The sequence below is a fragment of the Paenibacillus sp. NPDC101420 genome (genome assembly GCF_050277435.1).
In the GTDB taxonomy this organism is placed as follows: Bacteria; Bacillota; Bacilli; order Paenibacillales; family Paenibacillaceae; genus Paenibacillus_AQ.
On sequence record NZ_JBNNSE010000007.1, the window covers coordinates 1 to 22877 of the forward strand.

General features: G+C 39.0%; 23 protein-coding genes. 18 read left to right on the top strand and 5 right to left on the bottom strand.

The window, feature by feature from the left end:
* Nucleotides 1-318 precede the first annotated feature (318 nt).
* The 5 genes from ACQKMP_RS24505 (at nt 319) to ACQKMP_RS24525 (ending at nt 3721) form a co-directional block, all read left to right on the top strand.
* The gene (locus tag ACQKMP_RS24505; protein ID WP_042188238.1) at nt 319-900 is read left to right on the top strand and encodes a TetR/AcrR family transcriptional regulator; all 582 of its coding nucleotides are present in this window, start codon (nt 319-321) and stop codon (nt 898-900) included.
* Between the two features lie 23 nt (nt 901-923).
* On the top strand, nt 924-1547 hold the full coding sequence (locus ACQKMP_RS24510; protein WP_341125183.1) for an HXXEE domain-containing protein: 624 nt from the start codon (nt 924-926) through the stop codon (nt 1545-1547).
* Nucleotides 1548-1874: 327 nt separating this feature from the next.
* Entirely contained in the window at nt 1875-2327 is a 453-nt protein-coding gene (locus ACQKMP_RS24515) for a hypothetical protein (RefSeq protein ID WP_427471510.1), read from the top strand.
* Nucleotides 2328-2565: 238 nt separating this feature from the next.
* Complete coding sequence (locus ACQKMP_RS24520; RefSeq protein WP_427471512.1) at nt 2566-3201, top strand: hypothetical protein; 636 nt, start codon at nt 2566-2568, stop codon at nt 3199-3201.
* A gap of 172 nt (nt 3202-3373) precedes the next feature.
* The gene (locus ACQKMP_RS24525) at nt 3374-3721 is read left to right on the top strand and encodes a RidA family protein (RefSeq protein ID WP_379424293.1); all 348 of its coding nucleotides are present in this window, start codon (nt 3374-3376) and stop codon (nt 3719-3721) included.
* Between the two features lie 361 nt (nt 3722-4082).
* Here the strand turns inward: ACQKMP_RS24525 and ACQKMP_RS24530 are convergent, their stop codons facing one another.
* The gene (locus ACQKMP_RS24530) at nt 4083-4781 is read right to left on the bottom strand and encodes a MerR family DNA-binding transcriptional regulator (RefSeq protein ID WP_427471514.1); all 699 of its coding nucleotides are present in this window, start codon (nt 4779-4781) and stop codon (nt 4083-4085) included.
* 157 nt (nt 4782-4938) lie between these two features.
* On the opposite strand from ACQKMP_RS24530, the gene ACQKMP_RS24535 reads away from it, so the two are divergent.
* The 5 genes from ACQKMP_RS24535 to ACQKMP_RS24555 all read left to right on the top strand — a co-directional run bounded on the left by ACQKMP_RS24535 (nt 4939) and on the right by ACQKMP_RS24555 (nt 9028).
* Nucleotides 4939-5805, top strand: coding sequence for an alpha/beta fold hydrolase (locus ACQKMP_RS24535; RefSeq protein ID WP_427471516.1), 867 nt, complete (start codon nt 4939-4941; stop codon nt 5803-5805).
* A gap of 29 nt (nt 5806-5834) precedes the next feature.
* Nucleotides 5835-6575: a hypothetical protein gene (locus ACQKMP_RS24540; protein WP_156113111.1), complete on the top strand. Its 741-nt coding sequence runs from the start codon at nt 5835-5837 to the stop codon at nt 6573-6575.
* A 320-nt stretch (nt 6576-6895) separates the two neighbouring features.
* On the top strand, nt 6896-7453 hold the full coding sequence (locus ACQKMP_RS24545) for an RNA polymerase sigma factor (protein WP_427471518.1): 558 nt from the start codon (nt 6896-6898) through the stop codon (nt 7451-7453).
* Complete coding sequence (locus ACQKMP_RS24550; protein WP_427471520.1) at nt 7450-8358, top strand: hypothetical protein; 909 nt, start codon at nt 7450-7452, stop codon at nt 8356-8358. Before ACQKMP_RS24545 ends, ACQKMP_RS24550 begins: the two co-directional genes overlap by 4 nt.
* A gap of 346 nt (nt 8359-8704) precedes the next feature.
* Complete coding sequence (locus ACQKMP_RS24555) at nt 8705-9028, top strand: hypothetical protein (RefSeq protein ID WP_427471522.1); 324 nt, start codon at nt 8705-8707, stop codon at nt 9026-9028.
* On the opposite strand, the gene ACQKMP_RS24560 is transcribed toward ACQKMP_RS24555, so the two are convergent.
* From ACQKMP_RS24560 to ACQKMP_RS24570, 3 genes are all read right to left on the bottom strand, one after another.
* Nucleotides 9012-10259, bottom strand: a complete 1248-nt coding sequence (locus ACQKMP_RS24560; RefSeq protein WP_427471523.1) for a sensor histidine kinase — start codon at nt 10257-10259, stop codon at nt 9012-9014. The genes ACQKMP_RS24555 and ACQKMP_RS24560 overlap by 17 nt on opposite strands.
* Nucleotides 10256-10948, bottom strand: a complete 693-nt coding sequence (locus ACQKMP_RS24565; protein ID WP_339803995.1) for a response regulator transcription factor — start codon at nt 10946-10948, stop codon at nt 10256-10258. Before ACQKMP_RS24565 ends, ACQKMP_RS24560 begins: the two co-directional genes overlap by 4 nt.
* A gap of 126 nt (nt 10949-11074) precedes the next feature.
* On the bottom strand, nt 11075-13180 hold the full coding sequence (locus tag ACQKMP_RS24570; protein ID WP_427471525.1) for a subtype B tannase: 2106 nt from the start codon (nt 13178-13180) through the stop codon (nt 11075-11077).
* Nucleotides 13181-13526: 346 nt separating this feature from the next.
* On the opposite strand from ACQKMP_RS24570, the gene ACQKMP_RS24575 reads away from it, so the two are divergent.
* The 8 genes from ACQKMP_RS24575 (at nt 13527) to ACQKMP_RS24610 (ending at nt 21724) form a co-directional block, all read left to right on the top strand.
* On the top strand, nt 13527-13856 hold the full coding sequence (locus ACQKMP_RS24575) for an ArsR/SmtB family transcription factor (RefSeq protein WP_081951121.1): 330 nt from the start codon (nt 13527-13529) through the stop codon (nt 13854-13856).
* Nucleotides 13856-14272 (top strand): SRPBCC family protein, encoded by a 417-nt coding sequence (locus ACQKMP_RS24580; RefSeq protein WP_427471527.1) that lies wholly within the window; start codon nt 13856-13858, stop codon nt 14270-14272. Before ACQKMP_RS24575 ends, ACQKMP_RS24580 begins: the two co-directional genes overlap by 1 nt.
* Nucleotides 14273-14375: 103 nt before the next feature.
* A complete protein-coding gene (locus ACQKMP_RS24585) occupies nt 14376-17543 on the top strand; it encodes an ATP-binding cassette domain-containing protein (RefSeq protein WP_427471529.1) in 3168 nt (1055 codons plus the stop codon).
* A 202-nt stretch (nt 17544-17745) separates the two neighbouring features.
* Nucleotides 17746-19104, top strand: coding sequence for a right-handed parallel beta-helix repeat-containing protein (locus ACQKMP_RS24590; protein ID WP_427471531.1), 1359 nt, complete (start codon nt 17746-17748; stop codon nt 19102-19104).
* Complete coding sequence (locus ACQKMP_RS24595) at nt 19101-19658, top strand: nitrous oxide reductase accessory protein NosL (protein WP_340969454.1); 558 nt, start codon at nt 19101-19103, stop codon at nt 19656-19658. The genes ACQKMP_RS24590 and ACQKMP_RS24595 overlap by 4 nt, the downstream gene beginning before the upstream one ends.
* Nucleotides 19658-20479 carry an ABC transporter permease gene (locus ACQKMP_RS24600; protein WP_427471533.1) on the top strand — a complete coding sequence of 274 codons (822 nt, stop codon included), beginning with the start codon at nt 19658-19660 and terminating at the stop codon, nt 20477-20479. Before ACQKMP_RS24595 ends, ACQKMP_RS24600 begins: the two co-directional genes overlap by 1 nt.
* Nucleotides 20472-21191, top strand: a complete 720-nt coding sequence (locus tag ACQKMP_RS24605) for an ABC transporter ATP-binding protein (RefSeq protein ID WP_427471535.1) — start codon at nt 20472-20474, stop codon at nt 21189-21191. The genes ACQKMP_RS24600 and ACQKMP_RS24605 overlap by 8 nt, the downstream gene beginning before the upstream one ends.
* Nucleotides 21188-21724 carry a redoxin domain-containing protein gene (locus ACQKMP_RS24610; RefSeq protein ID WP_427471537.1) on the top strand — a complete coding sequence of 179 codons (537 nt, stop codon included), beginning with the start codon at nt 21188-21190 and terminating at the stop codon, nt 21722-21724. Before ACQKMP_RS24605 ends, ACQKMP_RS24610 begins: the two co-directional genes overlap by 4 nt.
* Here ACQKMP_RS24610 and ACQKMP_RS24615 read toward each other — a convergent pair.
* Nucleotides 21687-22721: a PocR ligand-binding domain-containing protein gene (locus ACQKMP_RS24615; RefSeq protein ID WP_427471539.1), complete on the bottom strand. Its 1035-nt coding sequence runs from the start codon at nt 22719-22721 to the stop codon at nt 21687-21689. The two genes, ACQKMP_RS24610 and ACQKMP_RS24615, sit on opposite strands and share 38 nt — an antisense overlap.
* Nucleotides 22722-22877 lie beyond the last annotated feature (156 nt).

Sequence of the window (22877 nt, forward strand, 5' to 3'; positions counted from 1 at the left end):
TCCCAACCAGCCTCAATCATGGTCATGACAAGTAGGGGTGAACATTATAGCTCTCGGGATCAAGTCCCACGGGCAGGTACGTTCGACCAGGCTACCTTAATCCTCTATGCAAATGAAAAAAGGATCAACCAGAAAGAACTGGTTGATCTCATAATACGAACGGGCAGGATAGTCACAATGAGACTTTGAGACTTGGTTTGATTCCGGATAAATAAAAGTTGCAAAAAGGAAAAATATTGCTATACTAAGTTTAAACGTTATTTTAAATGCTATTTAAAATGTTGTTTAAATCAGGGTAAATATACTTGGAGGTTGCCTATGGAGACAGACAAAAAGTTGGAAACAAAAGAGAAGATTATGCGTGCCACACTGGAGTTGACCAAACAAGAAGGCTTTGAAAGGATCACTATAAAAAAAATTGCAGAAGCCTCAAACACGAATGTCGCTCTAGTTAACTATTACTTTGGGTCCAAAGAAAACTTGTTTAGCGAGTCCATCAAATTGATATTGAACAGCTTTCAGCATACCTTTGCCATACTTGACGATTTCTCTATATCCTCACGGGATAGATTGAGGCAATTTTTACTAGATTATTTGCAAGTGATCCGTCAATATCCCGAATTGCTCTCCAGAATCATCCTGATGGGCAATACCGTTTTCTCCTCGCAGCATGAATATGGATCATTTTTGAATCTATTGGGGTTTCCTAAGATACAAAATACTTTAAGAGAGTTAACCGATGAACAGCAGCCAGAGCACCTGATGACCATGACGATGCAGATTTTTGGAGCGCTTTTTCTACCAGCACTTATGAGTCCTATTCTAGAAACAGGAGCTTCCGTGAAGATTGCACCTATAGAGGAACAGATTGACTTGCTCTTTGCAAGATACTTTCATTAATAAACTCAGATTGAGGTGATTAAATGAATTTTTTGAGAAAATATTGGCAGGATATAGGACTATTCATTGGCATTGTTATATGCATTTATCTTCTAATGAACTGGGAAACAATACCGCGGATAAACAGCATATTATGGTTAAGCTTTGTGGCGATCCTTCTTCATCAGTTTGAGGAATACCGCTGGCCAGGGTACTTTCCAGGCATATTCAATATAGCCCTGTTTAAAAGTGAATCCCCTAACAACTATCCATTAAATAAACAGTCGGCAATGATTATTAATGTGGTCATCGCCTATGTGTTCTACTTGCTCCCTGTATTCTTCCCGTCAGTAGTATGGCTGGGGATGGCACCTGTTTTAATGGGCTTTTTCCAAATCATTTTCCATGGAGTCGTCATTAATATAAGAGCAAAAAGCATGTATAATCCAGGATTAGTCTCCGCAATTATTGTACATTTACCGGTGGGGATCTGGTACATCAACTACTTATATGAGCATCATTTAATAACCCTCTCAGACTGGATTTGGAGCGCAATTTATTTTGCCATAGCTGTTTATATTTTAATAGTGAAAGGAAATACATGGATGAAAAACAAAAACTCCATTCACAAATTTTCGCAAAAACAATTATGGTCTTTTCGTAAGTAGGTCCTCATAACCCACCAGAAGGTCCAGTTGTTATAACACTTGATGTAAAATTAGACGGGGTTAATGTAACTAAAATTGAAGGATGATTATTTTCTCAACTAACGGGAAACGTTAGTTCAATAACACACAATGATGAGTAGGTGCTTCGTATCCTGCTCTTTTTTATTAAACTAACGGGCAGGATTGCGTGGTGGTAGACTGATACCTCCGCATGAATATTGAGCAGTAAAGAACGGTTTAAATTCAAACCAACCTTCCATTTATTAGGATTATATTGCATAATCATTAGCACAATAGAAGTTTGAACTGAAGGTGGGGGGAAGACAGATGAATGCTTTTACATTAAGCGCTGCTAATGAATATGCTCTGGCCAATGATATTGAAACGTGGGTTCATCTTTTTTTAAATGGAGAAGGCGACAATATAGTCATGTCAGAAGACTTAAAAAAGAAAAAACGATATTGGCTAGGACCTATTGAAATTGACATAAAATATCTAGAAAGAGTAGTTGGACCAGAAGAACATTTGGAATATGTAGAGGAAATTAAATGGTGGAACTATAACATTGATCAAATTTGCAGTAGATTAGAATCTGGATGGGACATGCCTCCGTTGATTGCAGAAAATGGAAATGGGAGTTTTAGATTACATGACGGTAATCATCGACTCGGTGCATTACAGAAATTAAATAGGGAAAAATATTATCTTATTATTTGGGACGATCATTCATATGAAGACATAATAAATCATTTGAAAAATTGTGGTATTAATATGAAATGATAGACTTTATTTGAATGCTATTTGAAAAGTTACGAACTTCATTCACGCTTCGAAGCCTGACGACTCCTTTGTTCGCCCGAAGAGGTAGGAATTAAACTTACGAGACACCATAGTGGAATAGCGGTTGCTTCGGCAGTCGTTTTTTATTTGTTCAACTAACGGGCAGATTAGCGCGAAGGCAAGCCAAACGAAATAGAGTATAATAGGATTAAAAATTGAGCCCAAAAGGTGTGTTTTCATGCCCGAATATTCTCATATCCAAACTTATATAAAGTGTGATCATCTCAATTTCCAAGATGTTATCAGGCTCTTTTCAGAAGTAATAAACTCGCTAGAACTTGATTCTAAATACTTCAACGACGAGCTGGAATGGAAAGTCTCGGAAAATGGTTTCATGTACGTTGGTGGCGGCGCTGCGCCTCAATTGTATGACAATAACGGGTTCCAACTCCATTTACGGCCATATGTAGTAGGTTTAACACCTGAAGTTATTGAAGAATTAAAAGAATCATATCTGGAAATTAGTATCTTGCTTTGGACGGAAGAGATAGAACTCGATTGGAGAACAGGACTATTACGAAGCCAGCATCAATCCTTGATTTGGAGGATTATTACAAAGTTCTCTGAGGAGTTTAAACAAACTGGAGTATTTTTCACAAATGAAGTTATGGATGGAGTTCCTTGGGAGGCAATAGTGTCAGGCAATAAAGAGGGACTTTGGGCATTTGATGCTGCTATTTTACCTATGCACCTGTTTGATTTATATAAGGATTTTCCAGAAGATATTTTTATTTATAAGGATGAAAAGGTAATGTATGTTGCCAAAAAATCCGTATGGGGGACAGAACCTTGGCATATCCAACGATTGAACTAACGGGGAACTATAGTTGAACGAAACAAGGAACAGTTTGCCTCGACAGTGTTCCTTGTTTTTATTAAGCTAAAGGGCAGGAAAGCGTGGAATTCTATTAAAAGGAAATATTTACAAATAGGAACAATTGTTCTATTGTGAAAGAGTGAACTTATTACATAGGGGGCTCATGGAAATGATAAATCGAATTTCAACGCCGTTTAGCTATTCGTCTGCTGTTGAGGCTGGAGATTATGTATTTCTAGGATTACATAGAGGTTTTGGAGTAACCTTTACCGAGCAGATTCACAATACTTTTTCACACTTAAAAGACACACTCAATCAACTCGATGTACCACTTGAAAACGTTGTGAAAGTTAATGTTTACCTCAAAAATATTAAGGACTTACCCGAAATGGAACAAGTTTTTTGCGAGTATTTTGAGAAGGACAAATTCCCTGCAAGAATGACATCCACAACAGAGTTCATTGATTCAGATTGTCTTATGATGATTGACGGAATAGCGTACAAAGGATTGAACTAACGGGGAACGTTAGTTCAATAAACTAGCGGCTGTCTAAATAGTTCCGGGATTCTGCCGTTTACAAGGAAGCATCGTTATTAGACGATAAAAGAGAGGGTGTATTCATGAATACACCCATCAGGGTGGTAACGCGAAATCAACTCCGTCCCTTAAGGGAGGAGTTTTTTGTGTTCTTATAAATGATTTTAAGAAGGATTAATTATGTTCCAAAAAATCTATGCATTCGATCGAATTCTGAGCCAGAATATGTTTATTGCTGTAAGGACTTCTTGCCGAAAGAAGGGGTATTCAGGTGCACTGGTATTTGAGTTAAGTTTTCTTCTTTTTGGGAAGATTGCTTGTTGATATCAAGTTATCAAGTTTAATAGTATTTCACATATTTCATAAGCTCAGCAATCCCTAAAAACTGCTTCATTAATTGACTGTTTAATTTTTGTAACGCAAGCTCGAATGACATTTCTACTTTTTTATAGTTTTGTGTCTCTATTTCATTCAGGAGTTGTTTCATATTCTCGATATAATACACGGTTTTCCTTAAACTGCTGATCAGTATAATCTTTCTTAATTCCGTTATAGTATAGACCCTATAGCCGTTGTCTTTGTTTCTGTTAGAAGTAATAAGGCCTTCTTGTTCCCAATGTCGAATGGCTGAAGGCTTAACGCCTGCCATTTGTGCAACTTCACCAATAGTCATTGCATTTGTGACCTCTAAATCGTTGTATTTTGATAAATCTGCATTTCGGAACATGCGTAACACATCCTCTAACCTATGCTTTTCCGTTTGTGTATTATGCTGTTCCTGATTGATTGACCAAAGTGCATCCTCAATTTGCCGAGCTTTAATCTTTCTCATCACATCGTACACAACTGGAATCTCATATCCTTGTAAAAGTTCCCGAATCGTAATAAAAGCTTGGACATGAATGTCTGTATAACACCGGCGATTGCTAGGAGTCCTTGGGACTTCGGGAACTAAGCCTTGATCTTCATATCTTCTTAATGTAGTGGTACTTACATTTAATTTCTTAGCTATCATTGTTGGTGTATAATTATCTCCCATAATCTTCATCACTCCAGAACATTAAAGTTAAACCTTCAAGTGCTACAACAACATTAAATCTAATTTAATTAGATATATCAAGGCTTAGTATGAGATAAACCGAAAGATTGCATGAATGTTATATGATATTTTTATAAAACAGTAAGGAGAGGATTGTTTGAAAAAAATCATACGATTAACCAACCATTCAGCAATAGAAGTAGGATTGACAGGAGGATCAGATCGTCCAACCATTATGTTACCTATCGCTAAAAAATCCGTGTACAATCAGGAGGCAGAAAATCTAAAGCTATGGGGCGTAGATCCTGAATTAGGTAAACATTTTGTTGAAGGTCTCGCGGATACGTTTCAAGTGCTTTATTTTGATTATGAAGGTCATCTCTTTCAACATCCAGTGGACAACTTAACCGTAGACCATATTGTGAAGGATCTGCTCCTCATTGCTGATGAAATGAACGTTAAGAGCTTTAGCTACTACGGTTATTCCTGGCTAGCTTTAATTGGACTACAATTGGCTATCAGAACAAATCGTCTGGAAAGCTTGGTCATGGGAGGTTTTCCGCCATATAATGGTCCCTATCAAGAGATGCTGATTGTAACTCAAAAAACACATACCCAAGCTTTGAATAATCAAAATGAGGTAGCTGAAAAAAGCTCCATTGAAACAGAGAATCCTAATGAGATAGACTGGGACAACATCAAAGTATCAATGGATACCCGTGTAACAGCTCAATTTGTTGCCTTATACGAGAGCCTCACAGCTTTTGATGATCGTAGTATTCACCATTTACTTAGTCTTCCAAAATTAGCTTTTGCAGGAGAAAATGATACTATCGTATATGGTGAGAATTTTGGAAATGTTACCGTTGATATTGCTGGGATATTAAAGATGAATTCGACGAAGCTGTGTGATTTAGGTTGGGATGTTGAAGTGCTAACGGGAAGCCAAATGGATCATACAAAAGCTATGCAACCAGCCGTGGTAATACCATTAATTAAGCCCTGGTTTATAAAACAATTATGAATACAGACTGGACTGTAATTCGGGAGTAGTTGTACCCAGCTGTAAATGAAAGTGAGAGGGTTACAATTAACAAGCTTATTTTGCAAGTAGCATCATCGGTTTTAGCATTTAGTTTACTCGTTGCCTGTAACCATCAACAAATCAACTCATCTACTCAGGAACAAAAACCATCAGTGGTTAGCTTATTTCCAAAAAACGATCTCATGGATTCTATTGTAATTGACGCAGTAAATGAGGATAAATCAATTCGGGCGGAACAGCAAACGGAAAAGGGAACATTATTGATGATAGCCAAAGGTAGAGAAGAACTTGGGCATTTGGTCGTATCGAGCACGATGGGACAAGAGGGTGATCAGACGTTTCAGAGTAATTACTCTATTATCTACAGACAGGGAGATCAGGACAAAGTCTTAATGGAACTACCCAATTACTTGTTTTTCCGACCATCCAGCAAAAAAATATCTTTTGAGAAGCTGAGTTTTAAAGAAGCTGAGGTTTACATCCTTACTCCTCAATATCAAACAGGTCATGGCGTGGAAGGATATATTTTCGCGATTGATAAGCAAAATGAAGATGTATTCCCATTAGAAATCGTAAAGAAGGATCAAGTCTCGAAAACACTTCTTTATTCAGAAGCTGAGCCTTTACCGAGTGTCGAAAATAATATCTTAGTAGTCCATCCACCAGTTGGAGCAGGTACACAAGAAGCAGATGCAAAAGATATCTTTTACAAATTGGATTTAAACAATAAACGGTTTGTGGCTGAATAGCATGATTTGAACAAAAAAAAGGTCAGTTCACGAAATCGCGGAGCGTCTATGCTTCTATCATGAAGCTGCAGCAATTCCTCTATAGTTTCTACTTTTAATATATTGGCCGGTGTTGCCCTTTATAGGGTACACCGGCTTTTTTCATAGGAATCAAAAGGATAAGATCACACGTCATATTATTGGCATTGAATGTCGAAGCTTATGAAGACATAAAATGATTTCCCGCACTAGTACATAAGAAAAAAACTTTTTTGCAACCAAAACCCTTCTTTTCTTACTTTATAAGTGAGGCCTTAATCAAACTGAACGGAAGTGATGGAGTGGACGATAGTGAAATCATACAGCTGTACTTTGCCCGCAATGAAACAGCAATAGAAGAAACATCCAAAAAATATAGAAATTATTGTACCAAGATTGCTCATAACATTCTGTCTAATTTTGAAGATTCGGAAGAATGCGTGAACGATACCTTTCTAGGAGCGTGGGAAACGATACCGCCGAAGACGCCTGCTAAGCTCTCATCTTTTTTGGGGAGGATCACACGAAATATCGCGTTAAATAAACACGATTATTACATGGCCAAAAAGCGGAATAAAACATTCGATACGATTCTTGATGAATTAAATGATTGTTTATCCTCTCCAGACAATGTCGAAAGTCAATATGAGGAAGAACAAATCGCTGAATCTATAAGCAATTTTCTGCTGAAGATTAATGAAGATCATCGGAATATTTTTCTGAGACGTTACTGGTATTCCGATTCTTTGGCTGATATCGCAACTCGATTCTCAATAAGTGAAAGTAAAACGAAATCGATTCTTTTTAGAACACGAAAAAAACTCCAATTATACCTTATGAAAGAGGGCTATATCCTATGAATAATAAAGATCTATTTAAGACTATTGGTTATGTAGACGGCAATCTGGTGGAAAAGGCCAACACAGCCAGGCGTACTAATAAGAGAACATATGCGAAGTGGGGAACCATGGCTGCTTGTGCTGCACTTGTGTTAGGAGTGGCCATTTATACATCTCCTCTAAAGACATCATTAACGAATTCACCACAAATCTCGAAGCAAACGCCAGTTTCAGCTCCTACCGGAGTTCGGAAAATTTTAAATTACAACGGATTTCGTTATGCATTTGTAAGTGATGGTGCTCAGTTTAAGTTCACAGGAATGAAGCCTGAAAAATCACTTGGAACCATAGATTTTGATATTAACCAAGAGATCGGGAAGAACGATGGAGGAGAAGTTGTAGAAAAGGATTTCTCGTCTACGTTCGCTGTTGGAGGTAAGTTATATGAAATTCCGACGTACCCATCCCAATTCCGCATCGCTGTTAAAGTTGAGGAGCATTATTATTTGGCAGAAATCGTGGCGAAGACTAACGATTCTACGATGGCCGCTAAGGAATATCTGGATATGTCTAATCTAAAAGAGCATGCAAAAGATATCCATGTTCTTAATCATGTGGGAAATGACGTGTTAAAGAAAATGACAGATCATGCTTCTGTGGAGTCTATCATTGATGGGCTGTACAGCGCAAAAACAGCTGATTTAAGTAATAAAGAATACGAGGCTATTGCAGAGGCGCAATCCCAAGGAAAATCGTATCAGTTAAAGTTCAACCTCAAGGACGGAACCTATATGGGCATGTATATCATTCCTGAATTAAAAGTCGTATCTATGGGAGATGCTTACTATCATTTGCCTGACACCTTTTTTGAACAATCTGGAGATCTTTTTTTAGGGCTTGCACAAGATGTGTTGCCGCTTTACTAAACTTAAGAAGATTTGATTATGCTTAAGAAAAAAGTAACGATTTCTAACAAGTTAAAACAAAGGCATCGAATCCACAGATTCGATGCCTTTGTTTTAGAGTAGAGTACAATTTCCCAGATTGTGCGTTAGCCCTCACCCACTAATAGTCATTTGCGTAATGATTTAAATCATAATGGGCAGTTTAATCCTGGTGAACCTTGGATTCCGAATGTTAATGTTGTTCTATATAGTAATTCGAGTGGACCTGTGTTTCTACGCTAACGAATGTCAATGGAGTTTATAGTTTTCCGATTACCGTTTCGGGAAGTTATTTCGTTTATAAGACGGTTACAGATTCGGATGCTACTTGTCCACCAACTACTTTTTCGCAGCCAAGTGGATTTACAATGTCAAAGGGCCAAGAAAACTGACCTTAACCGTTACGAAGTCTCAAATCAGCAATAATGCAACTGTAGCCAATCAGAACTTTAGCCATGATACTACAAATAATCCCTTAAGATGTAATACAACAATGATTCAATTTGCAGGAAGACCTTTCGTTTGGTATTACCTCAATGTTGTAACAGGTGCAACCGTTATTCGAGGAACGGTTAGCCCCCCTGTAGATATAAATGCAATCGGATATAATCCACTGGATAACTATTTGTGTGTCTCTATTTATAGCGTTTAAGGGTAAATTGAAAGATCGTTCCCTTTCCCGGTTTACTTGTAACCGATATTTTTTCACCTAGACCATTCACAATTTCTTCCGCAATTGCGAGCCCCAGACCGCTTCCTTTTTCATTATGTGACTGCTCGCTCTTGTAAAATCTTTCAAAGATATAAGGGAGGTGATCTTTCGCAATACCGGGTCCATTATCAGATATCAGTACAGTTACAACCCTTGAATGTACTTCAGCATCAAAAGTTATTCTTCCATCTTCTCCTACATATTTCATGGCGTTATCCATTAAAATATTGACCAGCTGAAATACTTTATCTTTATTAGAAAGAACAGCAGGCAGATTTCTAGCGTTCTCTGTAATCTCAAATACAATGCCCATCTCATCAGACAAGAAAGAGTATTTAGACTCTATAAGCGCCACTAATTCCTGCGTATCTATTTTTTCTTTATCCCAGGTATCTCTTTTATTTTGCATTCTTGATAATTCCAACACATCATAAATCAAACGTTGCAGACGTGCACATTCGGATAAAATAATGCCATAATATTTATTGGTTTTTTCTTCGTCTTTAATCATTCCATCTGCCAATGTCTCTGTTAAAGCTCTGATGGAGGCAATAGGAGATTTCAGTTCATGGCTAATATTAGCGATATAATCCCGGCGAGTTTTTTCAAGCTGTTTCATTTCTTTAAGATAAGAAGAGATAAAAAAGCCGATTATTAGCGTGCCTAATAGTAGGGTGCCGGTAAAAACGTAATAGAACCCATTCAATACGGCTTGAAATTCACTACCCGGCTCTAATAAAAAGACAACTCCGACCGCTTGCTCATTCTGAATAACGGGTGCACCCACGACAATGGATTTACTCGGAAACCCGCTAATATTTTTAATCGCAGCAAATTTATTCGCTTTAATTACTTCTGGAATATAATCTATAAGGGCATCTTTGAATTCTTCCGATGTAACATTGAAAAATTGCTGCTTACTCTCGTCTCCAGGTGAAAGGTCATTTCCCTCCAAATCATACACCTTCATAAGGTAGGGTCTAAAACCCCTAATATTCTTCTCGTTTTGTGCGATTTCAGCAGCTATAGAGGTTGCCTGAGGTAGCATATCTTTTAATTTATAATTCAAAAAAAGCTGTTTTATAATCAAGGTTCCCCCGATTTGCCCTAAAATAAAGCAGAAAAGGATGGCCAAATAAATTACTTTTTTGTTGGAAGTTACTCTTTTCATTTAGAAGACTCCATTTTATAGCCCATCCCATAAACGGACTTGATTTCAAACCCCAAATCTTCTTCGGGTAGTTTTTTTCTCATTCTCTTAATGAGATTATCAACCGCTCTAGTATCGCCAAAATAATCATATCCCCAGACCTTATTGAGGATTTGTTCTCTTGAAAGCACTTTGTTCCTATTGGTTGTAAAATAGATCATCAATTCAATTTCTTTAGGTGTAAAGTCCATTCGGTTTCCCTTGATATGGATTTCAAAAGCATTGCGATCAATTTTCATTTCACCTAGGGTCAGGATTGCATCTTCAGTTGGAAAGGTATAATGGATCCGTTTCAAAATGGTTCTTACTCGTGTGACAACCTCCCGAGGGGAGAACGGCTTCGTTATATAGTCGTCTGCCCCAATTTCCAACCCCAATATGCGGTCAGTTTCTTCACCTTTTGCGCTTAGCATAATAATCGGGACGTTACTAGTTGTTCGAATCTTACGGCACACCTCTGTCCCAAAAAGCCCGGGTAGCATAATGTCCAGTATGACGAGATCAAAATGCTGATCCTCTAACTTTCTAAGCACTTCTTCACCATTGTATACCGATTCATATTCCATATGTTCTGCAAGTAAATAAGCAGATATGCTCTCATGTACAGCAATATTGTCATCACAAATTAGTATTTTCACTTTTCCTTGCATAGCTACCACCTTTATTCCGATATCATGGACCTTATTGTAAGTAAAATGTCTATACGGAGCAAGGAAGACTCAAGCAGAATGGAAAGAGACCGATTGGATGATCGGCCTCTCTTAACCAAGAATGCTTTATTCAGAAATATATACATTAGAAGTATCCATATTTATGGTGTGCGTTGCGGCATTCCATACTAAATTAAAATCAAGGGATTTTGCTATATCCCGGAGCTTATAATACTCATTTCCGCCGATATTATAGCCTGTTACTGAAATCTCTTGACCGTTTAAAGTTATCTTAGTGGATGTCGTAACACCTGTTTTCGAATTAGTATTTCCGGATGTTGAAAGTTCAATGCCAGTCGGGGTGTACGCTTTGTTAGATGTAATGTTTAAAGCATTTGTCTTCGCATCTGAGGTCACTTCAAACTGTTTTGTAGTGTTGTTTACAGCCATAGCTATATCCCGCAGTTTAAAATAGTTGCTGCCGTCAATAGTGTACGCATCTACAGATATCTTGTTCCCATTCACCATCACTGATGACTTGGAAGGAGTGGCAGTTGCGGATGCTTTTGGTGATGTAGCACTAACCTTGTCCGCCCAAGCAAAAAGCTCGTCCAGATCGTAATCTCCGCTGTGTGGAATATCCCAAGCCATCGCAAAGTCTACATTTAAGCCTTTATTCTCCAGCTCCGTAGCCAATATAGTAGAAACAGCGAGAGAGGTATCACTATCTTTGGTACCCATCCGAATCCGCCAATTACTTGTAGTGGTTGTTCCCTCAGTACTGATATAGTTCATCGGATTCATCATTTTCACTAGATTCTGGGCAGCAAGCGTTCCGCCGGCCGTATCATTATCCAAACCGAACTGGGTAAAATGCTGGGCAGTGACGTTCGATGTGCCAAACAGTTCGTTTTCGCCATTGCTCAGGTCTAAACCGTCAAAGGCTCCAGGCAGCTTCATTCTGCCCAAGTAGGCGAGGTATTGATCATAATCGATATCAGTGACGGTTCCATTTTCTATTGTAATCCATGTTTTATCAGACAGATCTGAACCTGCTTTTAGCGCTTTTTGCGCTGAAGCGATGACCAAGGATTTGATGTAATCTTTAAAGGGACCATTGCCATCTGCATTCATTGTTAATGCCGTTCCATCGGCTTTTGTTAGCTCTAGGCTATTTACGTAAGTTGGGAACATTGCTTTCAGTTCGTCTGATATTTTAATCTGATCTTCCGTTAATGTTCCTTCAACCATCTTTCTCTCCATGTTAAAATCCGTATTTCCGGAGAAATCCAGCTTTTCATAAGAGATAATATCGTTGAATTGCCATTCATAGGCTGCATCTGCGTTGTCTAGATTCGTAATTGGCGTGTAAGCCGAAACAGCAAAAACGTCATCACGCTCGTCGGCTGCACCAATAGCCTCCAAATAAGGCTCATATTCCGCATTATTGCCAGTCGCACCTAACAGTGTAGAGAGCGCTCCACCTGCGCTTGTACCGTTCGAAATGATTTTCTCGGCATCGCCTGGCATGATATCGTCATTATAGCGAAGGTAGCGGACAGCTGCCTTCAAATCCACAATCGCTGCTGGTGCCTTGCCAGTGTATGTGCCATTGTCATCTTGTGTAGTTCTACCGCGAGCACCAGGGGATGCGACTACATACCCTTTTGACAAGGCAACTGCTATAGCGTTAGGTGACCCTGAGGAGGCAGGTCCTGCAGTTACGTTTGTGCCAACTGCAGGACTATTTAAACCGGTTTCCGCTTCGGGCTTACTCGAATCAGTTTTCGCATTCGCTTCTGTAGTAATTTCGGAATCCTTATCTGTTTTTTGAGCAGCGCCTTGCGGACCCGCTCCCATACCCATGCCTTTGCTCGACTCAGTACTACCTGGCTGAGCAGGCATGTACCCGCCGACCTGGTTCGGGAAAAAGATAGGTGCTGTATCGGCGGTATAGCTTCCGATCGATTTACCTTGGAAATAATCCTCAGGGACATAAACGTTCATGATTTCATAATTAGTATCTACTGGATTCTTAACGTAGACAATATTCTCATAAGCTCGGTAAGTGACTGATCGGCCGTCTACCGTCAAAGTTTTAGTAGTATATTGGGCATCATTGAACTTTAGGCTGTATGCTCCGGAAGTTGCTGCACTAGCAGAGCCTGTAGTGAACGACATCGATAGCAGAGAAAAAGTAAGAACAGGGGTAATCCATTTTTTTAGTTTCATAGTTTTATCTCCTTTTTCTAAAATTTAATAGATCATTTCATCAGCGATAGATATCTACAAACTCTTTTCAACTCCTCTCTGCAAGTGTTAGCTTGGATTCCGCACGAATATTGCGAATATCCTTCATGGATTGAATCTAACAAAACATTGTGGCATAAAAATATCATCCTCATTGAGATATCGAATCTTAATCAGAAAAGTAAAGGAACTGTTAATGGAAGGAATAGGAATCTTGACACGACACCATTTGGTGTCCTATAATCAATATGACACTAAATGGTGTCCGATTGGGTGCTGATGAAGTATAATCGGTTACACTACAGGTAATATTACGGAAAAGGTGGGGGTGGTTTTGAACGATAATAGTCAAGTGAGGGATGTATATGACGCTGTTGCAGATCCAACAAGGCGAAAATTACTTCAAATCCTGGCTGATGTTGATGAATTACCCCTACATGAAATCACGGTTCATTTTGATATGGGCCGTACTGCAGTATCTAAGCACTTGTCTATTCTTAAAGAGGCTGATCTTGTAGTTGCTCGAAAGGTTGGTAGAGAAACGAGGTATCGTTTGAATGCCAATCCATTGAAAGAAATTCGGGATTGGGTATCTTTTTACGAAGGCTTCTGGAAAGAAAGAATCGATAAACTAAAACTTTTATTGGAGGAAGAATAATGAAACCAGATGTATCCTTAGATTATCAATTTACAAGCTCCATCGAGAAGGTATGGAACGCTTTGACGGATTCAGATACACTTGCGAAATGGATTTGGAGCAATGACTTTAAACCAGCCGTAGGGCATAAATTTCAATTTCGTGCAGAGCCAAATGAATGGTGGGACGGTATTGTAGATTGCGAGGTTCTCGTAGTAGATGAGCCACATACATTATCCTATACTTGGCATAGTGCCGGGGAAGGTACTACAGTTACTTGGACTTTGAGCAAAAAGGAAGATGGTAAGGTTCATCTGCATCTTGCTCAATCTGGATTTAGTGAAGAGACCAAAGCTCGCCAAGGTGCTATCGAGGGCGCTAAATATGCTTGGGCGAATATGGGCAGTCAGCTTGAAAAAGTATTAGCAGAATTGTAATTTCAAGAATAGGGCGCTTTTCTGAAACACGGAAAGTGCCCTTTTTAATGGAATAAATGATGGCAATACTAAATGAAGAGAATGGAGATGAGATGATACCACTATGAAAATCAACCGATTGATTGCGAACAATATTAATAAGTTAGATGCAGTACTTCCAGTTAACCAATCCCTAGGGATTGCTGGTTTATCCGGATCTGGTAAAACCACCTTTTGTCAAACCATCGGAGAAGAATCCAAGAAACGTCTCGTTTCTTTATTGCCAAAGGCAGAATATCAGTATTTATTCCCTAACATTATGGAGACTAATTTCAGTGCGATTCAGATGGAAGAAATGCCACTCGTACTTTTTCTAGGGAGATCATCTATTTCTTCCAATCCTCGTTCAACCATTGGCACACATACGGGCGTGTTCACAGAGATTCGAGTTGCGATTGCTGAACAATATAACCTATCGCCAGAGGTTTTTTCATTTAATAATGAATTAGGCTGGTGCTCAGATTGTAAAGGTCGCGGCACTACTAAAAATGTCGAATGTAAAAAGTGTAAGGGTAAGCGATATAATCACGAAGCTGAACAATACAAAATGGAGTTATTAGGTCAAGGCAAGAGTATCTCCGATATTAATGACTTAAGCATTGAAACCATTTTTTCTCTAGCAGAAGTTCTAAACATTAGTGAAGGTAAACAAAACATTCTAAAGAACATAATCCATATGAATATTGGTTATCTAACCTTAAATCGTATAATGGGTACCTTGTCAGGCGGAGAGTTAACACGACTTTACTTGGCAGAATTCATGGCAACCAGTGAAAATACAGTAATTATCATTGACGAAATCTCTGTGGGTCTGGATCACCAAACCCTTTTAAAAATATTAGAGCAGATAAAACAACTAGGATTTAAGAATCAAATTTTGCTTATTGATCATTCGGATACCGTATTAGACATAACGGACGAGCAATTGTTCTTTGGACCAGGAAGTGGTAAATACGGCGGAAAAATCGTTGAAGAATCGCCACGTCCGGCGCCCATCAATGGAGAAATAAATCAGACAGCTCCAACTGAATATTATCATTTTCATGATCTTTACTGTCGTAATATTCAAATCGCCGAAATTCAGATTCCTCGTAATAGACTTGTAACGTTCACTGGGGAATCTGGCTGCGGCAAATCTACATTGGTCAATGAGTGTATGTCCAAGGATTTTGTGAAGCGATATCCCAAGGATAAGCTGGTGATTGTGGGGCAGGATCGAAATCAATCGATTACCAGCCGGTCTACGGTTGCGACTTTTCTTGATATTAAGAGAAAGCTCACAAAATATAGCGAAGAGATTGATGATATTTTTCAGCGCTCAATTGAAGATATTATTGATGAACTGCCAAATGAAGACATCGCTCATAAACGTTTAAGTTTATTGATCAAGCTCGGGCTGGGTTATTTAACGTTGGAAAGAAAAACACAGTCTTTATCCACAGGTGAATTTCAATGTGTTCATTTAGTCTCCGAGCTATTTGCAGGTTCAAGAAACCCCAATACACTTTTCATTTTTGACGAGCCTTCCAAAGGGTTATCACAAAATATTCTAAATCAATTCATTGATAGCATTAGAGACATTCTTCAGGACGAATCCGTCTCCATAATGATGATTGAACATAACTCGTATATGCTGGAAAATTCTGATTTTATCGTTGATTTTGGTAAAAGACAGCTTGAACCTGTTGAGCATCTAGAAGTTGTAAGTCATGAAGATTATTATCTCCAGCAAATCAGTGAAGATCATGTCGCTCCATTGCAGATTTCTTCAACACTGCGGCAACAAAATGGCATTAACTATTTAAAAGAAAATCAAATTGCCTACTTTAAAAATGCGGAAAACGTTTATAAAGGTGGCATCTTAAAAAGCTTATCTTCTATGGCGCGTTTAATATATGGTGAATATGAATCAGATACCATTGCACCTGTCATCGCCATTGATCTGGAAAGACACCTATATAGTCAATATACTTTTCTATATGAAATTGGTGGCTTGATCAACCAAATTGTAACGGCACATCCGACCAATAAAGATACAAATAGCTTCGATTTCTATAATCAAGACAATCATTGTCCATGCTGCAAGGGACGTCGAGTCATTGAAAAATTTGATTTTGAAGTTGTTCTTCAGAATAAAAATGTGCCATTTTGGGATGGCTTATTGCATCCAGATGCAATGGATATTCTGAAATTCTATCAATTCCCCAAAATCAAATTCATCTTTGATGAGATTAAGAATGAACTCGGACAAGATATCAGTAAGAGTTATAATGAGATGACGGATGCAGAAAAGCATACATTTTGGTACGGTTATTGGGAAAAGTCATTTTATGATAAAGCAAGCAAGGCAACGAGAACTTGGGAAGGCTTTAATTACATCATTGGGAACTACATGGTGATATCGAAAGCGATTATTAAAGAGCATATTAAACAATCCAAAATACTGATTACCTGTCCAATCTGTGAAGGAAGCGTACTAAATCATCATAAGAAGCTAAAGTTTGGCGACACAGATATTCGTGAGATCATTGGACTACCTCTTGATCAAGTGATCAGTACCGTTGGCAAATTACCGGTGCTTGAAAAAATGAAAGCTATTGTCGGCGGTGATATGGTTCTAGCAGAGGATGTCTCTCTATTGCCTAGGAAAATACAAGTTGCTCTAAAAATGCTTGAACTTGAAGTAGCGAGCTTTGCGCACTATGAAATGGTATTACAAAATGCACTGCCATTCTGGGGCGATATTAGCGGCAGTATTGAATCTATTAGCTTGAATAATCAGATTACGATTTGTGATTTTGAGAATATCACCGAAACCAGAGAATACATCATTGATAAGTTTTTCACGAATGGAAAATACAAAAAGCTGACCTATGTTTATGAAGCGTTTGGTTACAAAAAACTGGTCACTCTAATTAATAAGATAAAAGCTAGTCAGCCATGTCCATTCTGTAAAGGAAAGAAAGTCATATCCGAAGATGGACTTCACGATGGCGTTTATAAGTTAACGATTCCATGTGTTAGTTGTTACGCAAGTGGCATTAATGATGAAGGGCGTAAAGAAATTGTCGAAGGCATTGACGTCCAGACTTGGCTTACAGGTAACGTTAGTGATGTCGTGACTGAAAGCTCAAATATTGATGCTGTAGCAGATATTCCAATTTTCAATCGTATTCGGGAGTTAAATAAACAAGAAATGATGGCCGTTTATCAATACCTTGAAAATAATTAGTTAACCTAATGAAACCGCGCTATGCGCGGTTTTTTATTATGTGGACACACTTTTGGGATAGCAAACGATGTGATATAACTCACAATTTAGACACATCTTATTAATAGGGATAGCTACATTGAGCTATAGGCATGCAACTTCCTTTTCTTTACAATTAGGCAAATGATAGATTAGAGAATGAATTGCTGATAGGGGGTGAACAATGGTTATACGCAAAAGTTTCTGTCACCTCAGAGTAATGCTAATGATGTTCTTCAGCCTTTTCTTAATAAATACGGCCTACAGTGGGAGTGCCAGTGCAAATACTACTTCGAAAGCGATTCCACTCCAGCCGATTATTAATGCGGCCCAAATCGGAGATTCGATTACTTTAGCTCCAGGTACTTACCTGGGTCCGGTTCAAATTGATAAAAGGCTGACGATTAGCGGGGAAGGAAGGGCAACACTATTAAATTCATCTCCCGATGCTGAGGTTGCAGTTATGATTCAGGCTGATGGGGTAAAGCTTCAAGGACTTAATATACAGCAGCATAACGGGGGAGAAGCAGCAGCGATTCGGGTGGAAGCCGATCAGGTAACTTTGAAAGATTTAGTCATACATACATTTGGCTTTGGCATTATGCTACGTGAGTCTGATAGTGGAGTTATAGTAAACAATAAAATCCGTTGGTTTATACCTAAAGGTGCTGCTTCGGGAAAAAGAGGTAATGGCATCGATCTCTATAACTCTCATGGTTCAGATATCAGAGAGAATGAAATCTCTTATCTCCGAGATGGCATTTATTTAGAGAAGAGTCGCAATACAAAGGTTGATCACAATCGGCTCTATCATTTACGATACGGTGTTCACTGTATGTATATCAATGGATCATCTGTTACGAACAATATTGGAGAATACAACATTACTGGCGCGATGGTGATGGGAGTGAGCGACGTTATGGTATCAGGAAACTCTTTTCGAAAACAAAATCAGAATGTTCATTCTCAAGGAATCCTGCTCTTTGACGTTCGTACCTCTCAGATTGTAAATAACCTCGTGGAAGGAAATCGGGTAGGAATCTATATGCAACAATCCTCCGACAACACTCTCCAGAATAATATGGTGCTCCGAAATTATATTGGGATTCAATTTGAGGGTTCTGAAGGCAACCGCTTTCAAAAGAATGCTTTTATTGCAAATGTGATTGAAGCACAGGCAACGGATTCTAAGAATAATAAGATGACGAGAAATTTTTGGGATTCATTCGAAGGGTTGGATGTATCGGGTGATGGCGTAAGTGATCTGCCATATGCTATTAATCCATTTTATCAGCAATTAGTTACAGAAAATGCTGCTTATCAGCTCTTTTTTCAATCACCGGGCATGACATTTTTAAGCGATCTGTATACAAATGATAAAGAACAATGGTCCACCGATCCAGAGCCGCTTATGCAATTGGATTCAGTTCATGCAGATGTTGGACAAGTTAGTGAGGGGCAAGGGTCGGTGATGGTAGCCGGTTGGCTGCTTTTGTTTTTCTCTGTGATCACAATACTATATATGGGGGTATTACGGTTATGAAAAAATGGGGTTTAATGCTGATGTTGATGGTGGGTTTGTTAATTCTAGCGGCTTGTGGTTCCAAAAAGTTTGAACCTTTGGCGATTAATGAAGAAGTTGATATTTGCGCGATTTGCAATATGCAGGTTAAGGACGATGCCTTTGCTACTCAGCTAACAACGAAAGACGGGAAGAATTATAAGTTTGATGATATTGGTTGTATGAATGAATGGAAGAACAAGAATGGAACCAAAAACATTGGAAAGGATTATGTCCGTGACTATAACGACAAAGAATGGGTAGAATTCAGTAAGGCCAGCTTTGTCTATGATGAGACACTACGCACACCTATGGCTTATGGAGTTATCAGCTTCAAGGATACTGCTTCTGCCGAAGCTTTTGTGAAGGAACAAGGTGTTGGCAGCGTTCTGTCAGCAAGTGATCTGTCCAAGCATGAATGGAAACAAAATACGGATATGATGCAAATGGATATGAATGGCGGAGAAGGTCATATGGACGAGCATAAGTCAGAGGAAATGGAAGGTATGACATCGGATAAAGAGATGGATATGTAATGGTTGATATCCTGCAAGTCGCACGCAGAGAGATTAAAATGGGGTTTCGAAATCCATGGGCTTATACTTTTTTGGCATTATTTTGTGCGTTTAGTCTTGGCTTACTACTGATTAATGCACAAAATGAGATTCAAGGCTACACCGCAGTTACAGGTTCCATGCTAAGTCTGATTTTGTATCTACTGCCGCTTATGACATTATTTCTAGGCTCGTTTTCACTGACTTCAGAAAAGGAAGAGGGTAGCTGGCAGCTTTTATCTACTTATCCAATAGGAACATTGTCATTTATTCTTGGCAAGTATGTGGGGCTGGCTGTCGTATTACTTACGGTTGTGGCTTTCGGCTATGGTTTAATGGGAATGATTAGTGGATTCTTGGGCATGGCCTATGATTCTACTACTTACTTTCTATTTTTGTTTTTTTCCGCAGGACTTGTTTTACTATTCTTGACCATCGCTTTGTTTATCGGTTCATTATCAAGAAACCGCTGGCAGGCGCTGACTGTTTCTGTTGCTGTGTGGTTTTTCACAGTAATAGGTTGGCCGACGTTTTTGATCGCCTTTTTAGGTTTAATGCCGTATCTCTGGATTAAGCCCTTGCTGGTCGTATTCACAATACTCAACCCAGCAGAGCTTGTTCGGTTATTCGTTGTAATTAAGCTGGGCGGAGGTTCAGTGCTGGGACCTGAATATTACCAATGGGTAGAATGGATAAATGGTTCGAAGGGTAGCTTGTTGTTTATGGGAGTCTGTCTAGTCTGGATGTTGAGCTCGATCCTGTTTGTAAATTGGATATGGGAAAGGGGGCGCTCTCGTGGATAACCCCTTAGTGAATGTAAGAGGAATCTCTAAAGTTATTAAAAAGCAAACAATAGTTGAAGAGATTAGCTTTCAAATCCCCACTGGGAGCATACTTGCACTATGTGGCGGTAACGGGGCTGGCAAAAGTACCGCTTTGCGAATGGTTGCCGGTATTATTCAGCCTTCGGTGGGCGAAATCTCAGTGGGTGGTTTATACTGGCACAAATCACGTAAACAATTCTCGGAACAAATTGGTTATATGCCGGATGATTATCAATTCAATCAGGGGCTGTCGGCAGAGGAAGCTCTGACTTTTTGGGCCGCTCTCCGTAGGGTACCCAATCGCAAAGCGAGAGTAAACGAAGTCCTTGGCTTAGTAGGCCTACAGGATAAACGAAATCGTCTGGTCAACACCTTTTCAAAGGGAATGCGTCAGCGTATCTTATTTGCTCAGGCATTGTTGGCCAAGCCTTCGTTGCTAATTATGGACGAACCCACAAACGGTCTTGACCCTTTTTGGATGAATGAATTCGTAGATCTACTCCAAAGAATCAAGGAAGAAGGGCATACCGTTATTTTCTCCACACACCAGTTAGAAATCGCTGATAAAATCGCTGATCAGATTGTCTTTTTAAGTCATGGAAGAAATGTTGGTTCAGGTCCGACCAAAGAATTTCATGCGAAATTTGGTTCTCTGTATACAGCCTTTAATCATAGTCTGGGTCTGAAATGAGCATGCGTCGAATCATTGCTTTGCTGGTGATTATCGCAGCTGTCACGACTGTTGTATGGGTATTTAGCCATCATGAAACAAGAGATTCATCTGAGAGGATTGCAGTGGGCTCTATCGCTCCCGAATTTGAAGCTACTTCTATAGAAGGTAAAAAGGTTCGACTAAGCGATTTTCAGGGACAGATTGTGGTGCTTAACTTTTGGGCTTCCTGGTGCACGTCATGTGTGCGTGAAATGCCCCTTCTGAATGACATTCACAAATCCACTAGTTCTCAAATTGAAACCTTGTTTATTAATGTTGGTGAGTCTAAAGGGACTGTATCAGAATATCTTAAGGATCACAGTTTTTCTTTTCCAGTTGTCATCGATGTTTCCGGAAAAATATCTACTTCATTCGGAGTTAGAGCGCTTCCTGCTACGTTTATTATAAACGGAGAGGGAAAGATCAAAGAGGCTATATTAGGCGAAATCACAGATTTCCCCTTAATGCAACTAATCAATTCATATACATATTCCGGTATACAGCTGGAGTGAGATTCTCGAACCGTTTGAATGTTTTAATAAAATAACCAGTATCACAAAATCCTAAATCATCGCTCACTTGATTAATAGGTGCGTCTGTGGTTTCCAGCAACTGCTTGGCCCATTCAATTTTGAGCCTGGCAACGAAGAGGGAGAAGTTCTCGCCTGTTTCTTTTGTAAATATGCGACTGAAATAACTGGGGCTGATATGACAAAGCTTGGCCATTTCTTTTAGGCTGAAATTTTCATTTTTGTGCGCATAGATGTAATCGAACGCAGGCTGAAGCACTGCATTTGAAGAGACGAACTTTTGTGCTCCATTTTTCAATTTGGTCTCAATAAGCGCTCCTGATAACTCTTGCTGCAGAGACTGAATTTTGCGATAAGTAAGGTCTGTCTCCTCGAAAGATTCTGCTGAAGAAGATATATCGATATCTGTGGTCAGTACTCTTTTGTACAAATCAACGGTAGTACGCTTTTGAATGGCTTCTTCCACGATGTAAGTACTTAACTGTAGAAGTAGGTCCACGCATTTGGTTACTTCATCGTAGGATAGGACAGGAAGTGCTTCGTAATCCTCTTTGAGCGCTTGAAACTTCATGTTCGACTCAACATTAGGCGGCCTAGATACTATCTGCTCCAGCTGTGACACATCAGGTTCACGAAGCTTAAGCTGTCCGGCCATAATTGCACCTAAATATTGATCGTCAATAATAATTGGAATCGCGATATCGATAATGTTGAAATGGCATAAATAAATGTAAGGCTTGTTCTGGCGTACAGCTTCAATGCCGGCACGAGCATCACATTTTTGACAATAAGGAGAGAGATTAGAATCTTGGCGAACGCCTTGGCAGAAAGGCTGACAGAAGCTGTGCTTAGTTACGGGAACGCCTTTATAATCTACGGTAAGAATCGCCATTTTAGTCACGAGTGATAAGGAATCCTGCAGTTTCTCCCATTTCTTCAAATCAATTATTTCTTCTAAATTAAATCGAGATTTGGACATCACGATATTCTCCTAGGTAAGTTATAGAAACATATTGAACATTATAGCGAATTTTTGCTCAAAAGGACAAGATAATACTATTCCTTAATAAGAAGACAAAAAAACTCGATAAGAAAACGCTTTATTCTGATCTTATTGTTTCATGCATACCGAAAT